Genomic DNA, 6,674 nt, shown 5'->3' on the forward strand with positions numbered 1-6,674 from the left:
AGGGCATTACCATAAATTTTACCTCTTTATTTTCTGAACAAAAGGTGAGCTTTTCATAGCTCACCCTAAACTTCATACTAACTCAAAACACCAGAAGGAATCCCTAAGATATCCTCAATCTTAGGTAAATCTTCTAGGGGAATTACCCGTCCTTCATCCTCAAAACCAGCGATTTCATTAAAGTTCAAATAGCGGTATAAATCGCTGGCAAAAGGATTAATTTTCTCGGTGACAATTGCGAGGTATTCCTCGACGGTGGGAATGCGTCCCAGCAGCGCACAAACCGCCGCTAATTCGGCGGAACCGAGATAGACTCGCGCATCTTTTCCCATGCGATTATTGAAGTTACGAGTCGAGGTAGAAAATACCGTTGCTCTGTCTTCAACCCGCGCTTGATTACCCATACAAAGGGAACATCCAGGCATCTCGGTACGCGCCCCAGAAGCGGCAAAAATGCCATACATTCCCTCATCGCGCAATTGTTTTTCATCCATGCGGGTGGGGGGACAAATCCACAGTTTAGCCTTAGCAACTCCTGCCCCTTCTAATATCTTAGCAGCGGCGCGATAATGACCAATATTAGTCATACAAGAACCGATGAACACCTCATCAATTTTATCCCCGGCGCATTCCGACATTAACTTGATATTATCGGGGTCATTGGGTGCGGCGACAATGGGTTCTTTAATCTCGCTTAAGTTGACGGTGATAATATCCGCGTATTCGGCATCCTTATCCGCCTCCATCAGGACAGGATTAGCTAACCATTGTTCCATTTTTGCTACCCGACGTAGGATAGTTTTGGCATCACTATAACCCCGGGCTGCCATATTTTTTAACAGAGCCACATTAGAGCGTAAATATTCCGCCACTGTCTCGGTACTTAACTTAATCGTACAACCGGCGCAGGAACGTTCCGCCGTGGCATCGGTTAACTCAAAAGCCTGTTCTAATTTCAAATCTGGCAGCCCTTCCATCTCCATAATACGACCGTTAAAAACATTTTTTTTGTTCTGTTTTTCCACGGTTAATTTACCCTCTTGGATGGCAACGTAGGGAATAGCATTAACAATATCGCGCAGAGTTACACCTGGTTGTAATTCCCCCGTAAAACGCACTAAAACCGATTCCGGCATATCCAAAGGCATTACTCCCAAAGCGGCCGCAAATGCCACTAAACCCGACCCCGCAGGAAAGGAAATTCCCAGGGGAAAACGAGTATGAGAATCGCCTCCAGTCCCCACCGTATCCGGCAATAACATCCGATTTAACCAGGAGTGAATAATGCCATCTCCCGGACGTAAAGCCACCCCACCCCGGGTAGAGAAAAAGTCCGGTAATTGGTGATGAGTTTGAATATCAACCGGTTTGGGATAGGCTGCCGTGTGACAGAAACTCTGCATGACTAAATCGGCGCTAAAACCTAAACAGGCTAACTCTTTTAACTCGTCTCTGGTCATCGGGCCGGTGGTATCCTGAGACCCTACCGTAGTCATAATTGGGTCACAGGAAGTACCCGGCCGCACCCCGGGTAAACCGCAAGCTTTGCCGACCATTTTTTGCGCTAGGGTGTAACCTTTACCCGTGTCACTAGGCATAGTTGGACGAGTAAATAGGGTACTAGCCTCAAGTCCCAAGGCGTGACGGGTTTTATCGGTGAGACTGCGACCGATTAAGAGGGGAATACGACCGCCGGCCCGCACTTCATCCAGAATTGTCTCAGGTTTGAGGCTAAAAGTGCTAATAGTTGCGCCCGCTTCGTTGGTGATTTTGCCTTCGTAGGGATAGATTTTAATCACATCCCCCGTGTTCATTTGGCTAACATCGCATTCAAGCGGTAAAGCGCCGGAATCTTCAGCAGTGTTAAAGAAGATAGGGGCGATTTTACTGCCTAAAATATAGCCACCAGCACGTTTATTAGGCACAAAGGGAATATCATCGCCAATATGCCAGAGAACCGAGTTAATCGCCGATTTTCGGCTGGAACCAGTCCCAACCACATCTCCCACATAGGCGACCGGATGGCCTAATTTTTTCAATTCGGCAATGGTTTCTAAGGACCCAGGTTGACGGGTTTCTAACATAACCAAAGCATGAAGGGGAATATCAGGCCGGGTGGTGGCATGGGGAGCGGGAGATAGGTCATCTGTATTGGTTTCTCCTGGGACTTTGAAAACGGTGACGGTAATTTCTTTAGCAAGTTTCGGTTTAGCGATAAACCAAGCGCCATTGGCCCAAGCATCGATGACCTGTTTAGCATAGGGATTGGTGTCGGATAATTCCAAAACCTCGTTAAATGCGTCGAATACCAGCAGGGTTTTACTTAAAGCACTGGCAGCGGCGGCGGCGATATTAATATCTCTGGATTTCAGCAGTTCAATCAGAGAATGAACGTTATAACCACCTACCATGGTTCCCAGTAAGCTAACCGCACCCTGAGCGGAGATAACGCTAGATTTTATTTCACCTTTGGCAATTCCTGTTAAAAATCCCGCTTTAACGTAGGCCGCTTCATCAACTCCGGGGGGAACACGGTCACGCAGCAGGGTCAGCAATTCTCCCTTGAGTTCTTCGGGCGGATTTTTGAGTATTTCGCATAATTCCGCCGTTTGTTGAGCGTTGAGGGGAAGGGGAGGGATACCTAATTTCGCTCGGTCGGCAACGTGCTGATGATACGCTTCTAACATAGGTCTATTGTCTCCTAGTCTTCACTTGTGACGGTTTCTTCCTAGGTTACTGGATTTTTGCTAGTCTCTGAATTTCTAGGTTAACGAGAGATGACTTTGCTGTGCGATTTCCATAAAATGAGAAAATAGCGATCGATTGACTATATTGAGGCTTAGATAATGGCTATCACCGATTCTGATCTAGATTTAGCACAATATATCGACCATTCTCTCCTCATCCCCACCGCCACCAGTGAACAATTAGAGGCTTACTGTCAACAGGCCGAACAATATCGTTTTCCCACCGTCTGCGTTTATCCCGCCGCCGTTAAGCAAGCGGTGCAGTTACTCCACGGCAAAAAAACTTTAGTTTCTACCGTGATTGGTTTTCCCGCGGGGGCCACTACCTCCGCAGTTAAACGTTATGAGGCTTTAGAAGCCGTAGATAATGGTGCCAAGGAGTTAGATGTGGTTATTAATCTCGGTTGGCTAAAAGATGGGAAATCTGAGCAATTATTCCAAGAAATTGCTAGTATTTGTCAGGAAACTGGCCAGACGGTAAAAGCGATTCTGGAAACCTCGCAACTGACGGACACCGAGAAACGCTTAGCGGCGGAAATTTGCATGGATGCAGGAGTCAGTTATCTAAAAACCAGTACCGGCTGGTTTGGAGGTGCAACGGTTAGCGATGTGAAGTTTCTCAAGGAAATTAGCAAAGGCCGGGTAGGAATTAAAGCATCCGGCGGAATTCGCACCCTAGAACAAGCGATCGCTCTTATCCGGGCCGGGGCCACCCGTCTGGGAACTTCCCGCGGTGTCGATTTAGTCCGTCAGCAAAAAGCCGCTTTTGAGGAATAATACTAAATCCTGTTTAAAAGGTATAGGAAAGTGGGAAAGTGGGGTGTGGGGTAGTGGGGTGTGGGGTGTAGGGTGTGGGGTGTGGGGTGTGGGGTGTGGGGAGAATAAATAGAAATAATCTCCTGTCTCCTATCTCCTGAATCCTGTCTCCTGAGAGCTAAAATGATGACTGACAATATAGATAAAAATAAGGGGGTTTATTTGTCGATAATTCGCTGTGGTAATCGAGAATTTAGAGATATTCAAGGGATTGTTTTTGATAAGGACGGTACGCTAGAGGATTCGCGGGCTTTCTGGTACGATCGAGCTATAGCCCGGATACAAGCCATTGAATCGCAAATCCCTGGTTTAGAGTCTTTATTAACTAAAACTTTCGGTATTGGGGCAAATAGTCTCAATCCTGCCGGTTTAATGGCAGTGGGCAGCCGCAGAGATAATCATATCGCCGCTGCCGGTTGTATTGCTTCCACCGGTCGGGATTGGTTAACGGCAATGGCGATCGCAAAAGCGGCCTTCCAAGCGGCCGATGAAAAGGTTCCCCCCCGCTTCAATCCCCTCTATCCCCAATGTTTAGAAGTAATTCGTTATCTGCACGCGGCCGGTTTACAATTAGCGATTCTTTCCTCCGATACCACAGCACGAGTGGAGCAATTTGTCAAGGAAAATGGCCTATTAAATTATATTAAAATTGTTCGGGGATGCGATCGAGGTTTAAGTAAACCGGATCCCCTATTATTGCAAGAAACCTGTCAAGCTTTGGGGACCCCAGTGGACAAAACCCTGATGGTGGGGGACACTAGGGCCGATTGGGAAATGGCTAAACAGGCAAAATCAGCAGCAGCGATCGCAATTAGTTGGCAACCGGAAACCCATCAAGATTTACAATTAGCTGATGTGGTCATTAGAGAACTTACTGCCATCTCGGTTATCAGTTATGATTTTAGCTGTTAGGATTCAGGATTCAGGATTCAGGATTCAGGAGTCAGGAGTCAGGAGATTATTTTTTATTTATTCTCCCCACACCCCACACCCTACACCCTACACCCCACACCCTACACCCCACACCCTACACCCCACACCCCACACCCCACCTCCCCACTTCCCAATTCATAATTCCCTCTATGCTAACAATTGCCTTACCGAAGGGTGCTTTACTAAACGAAAGTATCCAAATATTTCAGAAAATTGGCTTAGATTTTAGTGCCTTTCTTGACTCAAAAAATCGCCAATTACAGATTACCGACCCCACTAACCAAGCGAAAGCGTTATTAGTAAGAGCAACAGATGTACCAGTTTATGTAGAATACGGTCAGGCACAATTAGGCATCGCCGGTTATGATGTTTTATTAGAAAAATCTCCCGATGTGGCTAATTTAATTGACCTAAAATTTGGTTACTGTCGGATGTCGGTAGCTGTCCCTGCTGATAGTCCCTATCAAAGTCCCTTAGATATTCCCCATCACGGTAAAGTTGCCTCAAAATTTGTCAATTGTGCTAAGGATTATTTTCGTCGTTTAGATATTCCCGTCGAGATTATACCTCTCTATGGTTCCGTAGAATTAGGCCCGATTACGGGGATGTCAGAAGCGATAGTTGACCTAGTTTCCACCGGTCGAACTTTACGGGAAAATGGTTTAGTAGAAATTGACGAATTATTTGCTAGTAGCGCTCGATTAATCGCCCATCCCCTCAGCTATCGACTAGACCGCGATCAGATTTATAACTGGGTAGAAAAGCTCAGAGAACCAACTACATCAATGGCAAAAGTTTAAGGAAAATATAGGTTAGTTTGGGGCATTATTTCCCCCTAACCTAATTGTTTTAAGAGCAAACCAATAAGCGCGCCAGCAAGAATTAACCAAGTAGAATTAACCTGAAAACGTAGTAAAAGAATAGCGGAGATAAGAGATAGAATGATAGCCAATAAATTAAAAGGCAAATTCCCGTAGGGTTGTAACCAAGTAGCTAGAGCTAAATTAAAAATAACTGCTACCATTAAAGCCACAGCACTAGCATTAATCGCATCTAAAAAAGCCCCTGCCCAAACCGATTCTCTCAGCTTAGGAATGAGGGGATTAAGTAATAAAACAAAGATAAAAGAGGGAAAGAAAATCGCTAGAGTCGCCACAATTGCCCCCGATACTCCTAATATTTGATAACCAATAAAAGTGGCTGTGGATAACACTGGACCGGGGGTAAATTGACCCACGGCAATAGCATCTAATAATTGTTGCTGGGTTAACCATCCTTTCCCCTGCACTAAATCCCCTTCTAAAAAGGCAACTAACACATAACCACTACCAAATAAAACACTACCCACCTTGAGAAAAAATAGCCCTAATCCTGTTAATGTCGGTGGGATGTTGCTAGGAGTAGCAACCGCCGTCGCACCGCCTATTCCTGCCACAATCAGGGGAAAGGTAGCGAATTTTTTTAGGATAAACATCCCGATAATTCCGCCTAACAGTAAAGCGATAACTTCATTTAAACCTAAGATTAATAATCCGATAACTCCCAATCCGATGAAGAGTAATTGACGGGTTTTCAGTGCCTTTTTGCCTAAGCGCCAGAGTGCCTGAAAAATCACCGCAATTACTACCGGTTTAATCCCCGCAAAAATCGGGGCCACATCCGGTAAAGTCCCGTAGGTAGTATAAATCCAAGCTAGAAAACCCGTAATTAACACCGCAGGAGTAATAAAACAAACCCCCGTGATTATTAAACCCGCTAAACCCCCAAAAATATAACCGATATGAATGGCCATTTCCGTGGAATTAGGACCAGGAATCAGATTAGTTGCCCCCACCAAATCGAGAAATCGCTCCTTAGTCATCCAACCGCGACGCTTAACCACTTCTTCCTCCATTAAAGCGATATGGGCAGCCGGACCACCAAAACCGATAATGCCGATTTTGAGAAATAAAAGGGCAAGTTGCGAGAGATTGGGAGGCGATGAAGTCAGCATTTTCTGATTACCAATAGTTTTTCTAGAATCAAGTTTATATCCAAAAGAATAGGCTTAAGCTAAATTCTTAGCTAGATCTGGTCAATCCTAAAATCCCATAATTGCAAAAGTGTTTTACACAAACTCAATCATAAGTATTTAATACTACCGTTCAAGTAAATTTGATACAAAAAAAGTTAAGAAAA

General features: G+C 45.2%; 5 protein-coding genes. 3 read left to right on the plus strand and 2 right to left on the minus strand.

Going from position 1 to position 6,674, the window contains the following annotated elements:
• Positions 1–77: 77 nt before the first annotated feature.
• Positions 78–2,687: a bifunctional aconitate hydratase 2/2-methylisocitrate dehydratase gene (gene acnB, locus PX636_RS15880; RefSeq protein ID WP_288117783.1), complete on the minus strand. Its 2,610-nt coding sequence runs from the start codon at positions 2,685–2,687 to the stop codon at positions 78–80.
• A 159-nt stretch (positions 2,688–2,846) separates the two neighbouring features.
• Between acnB and deoC the strand changes: the two genes are divergently transcribed.
• The 3 genes from deoC (at position 2,847) to hisG (ending at position 5,296) form a co-directional block, all read left to right on the plus strand.
• Entirely contained in the window at positions 2,847–3,524 is a 678-nt protein-coding gene (deoC, locus tag PX636_RS15885) for a deoxyribose-phosphate aldolase (RefSeq protein ID WP_002797255.1), read from the plus strand.
• Positions 3,525–3,686: 162 nt separating this feature from the next.
• Positions 3,687–4,475: an HAD family hydrolase gene (locus PX636_RS15890; protein ID WP_288117784.1), complete on the plus strand. Its 789-nt coding sequence runs from the start codon at positions 3,687–3,689 to the stop codon at positions 4,473–4,475.
• A 170-nt stretch (positions 4,476–4,645) separates the two neighbouring features.
• Positions 4,646–5,296 carry an ATP phosphoribosyltransferase gene (gene hisG, locus PX636_RS15895; protein WP_002797253.1) on the plus strand — a complete coding sequence of 217 codons (651 nt, stop codon included), beginning with the start codon at positions 4,646–4,648 and terminating at the stop codon, positions 5,294–5,296.
• A gap of 35 nt (positions 5,297–5,331) precedes the next feature.
• On the opposite strand, the gene chrA is transcribed toward hisG, so the two are convergent.
• Positions 5,332–6,489, minus strand: a complete 1,158-nt coding sequence (chrA, locus tag PX636_RS15900; protein WP_002797252.1) for a chromate efflux transporter — start codon at positions 6,487–6,489, stop codon at positions 5,332–5,334.
• Positions 6,490–6,674 lie beyond the last annotated feature (185 nt).

It is taken from the genome of Microcystis sp. M53598_WE2, assembly GCF_030067735.1.
Lineage (GTDB): Bacteria > Cyanobacteriota > Cyanobacteriia > Cyanobacteriales > Microcystaceae > Microcystis > Microcystis aeruginosa.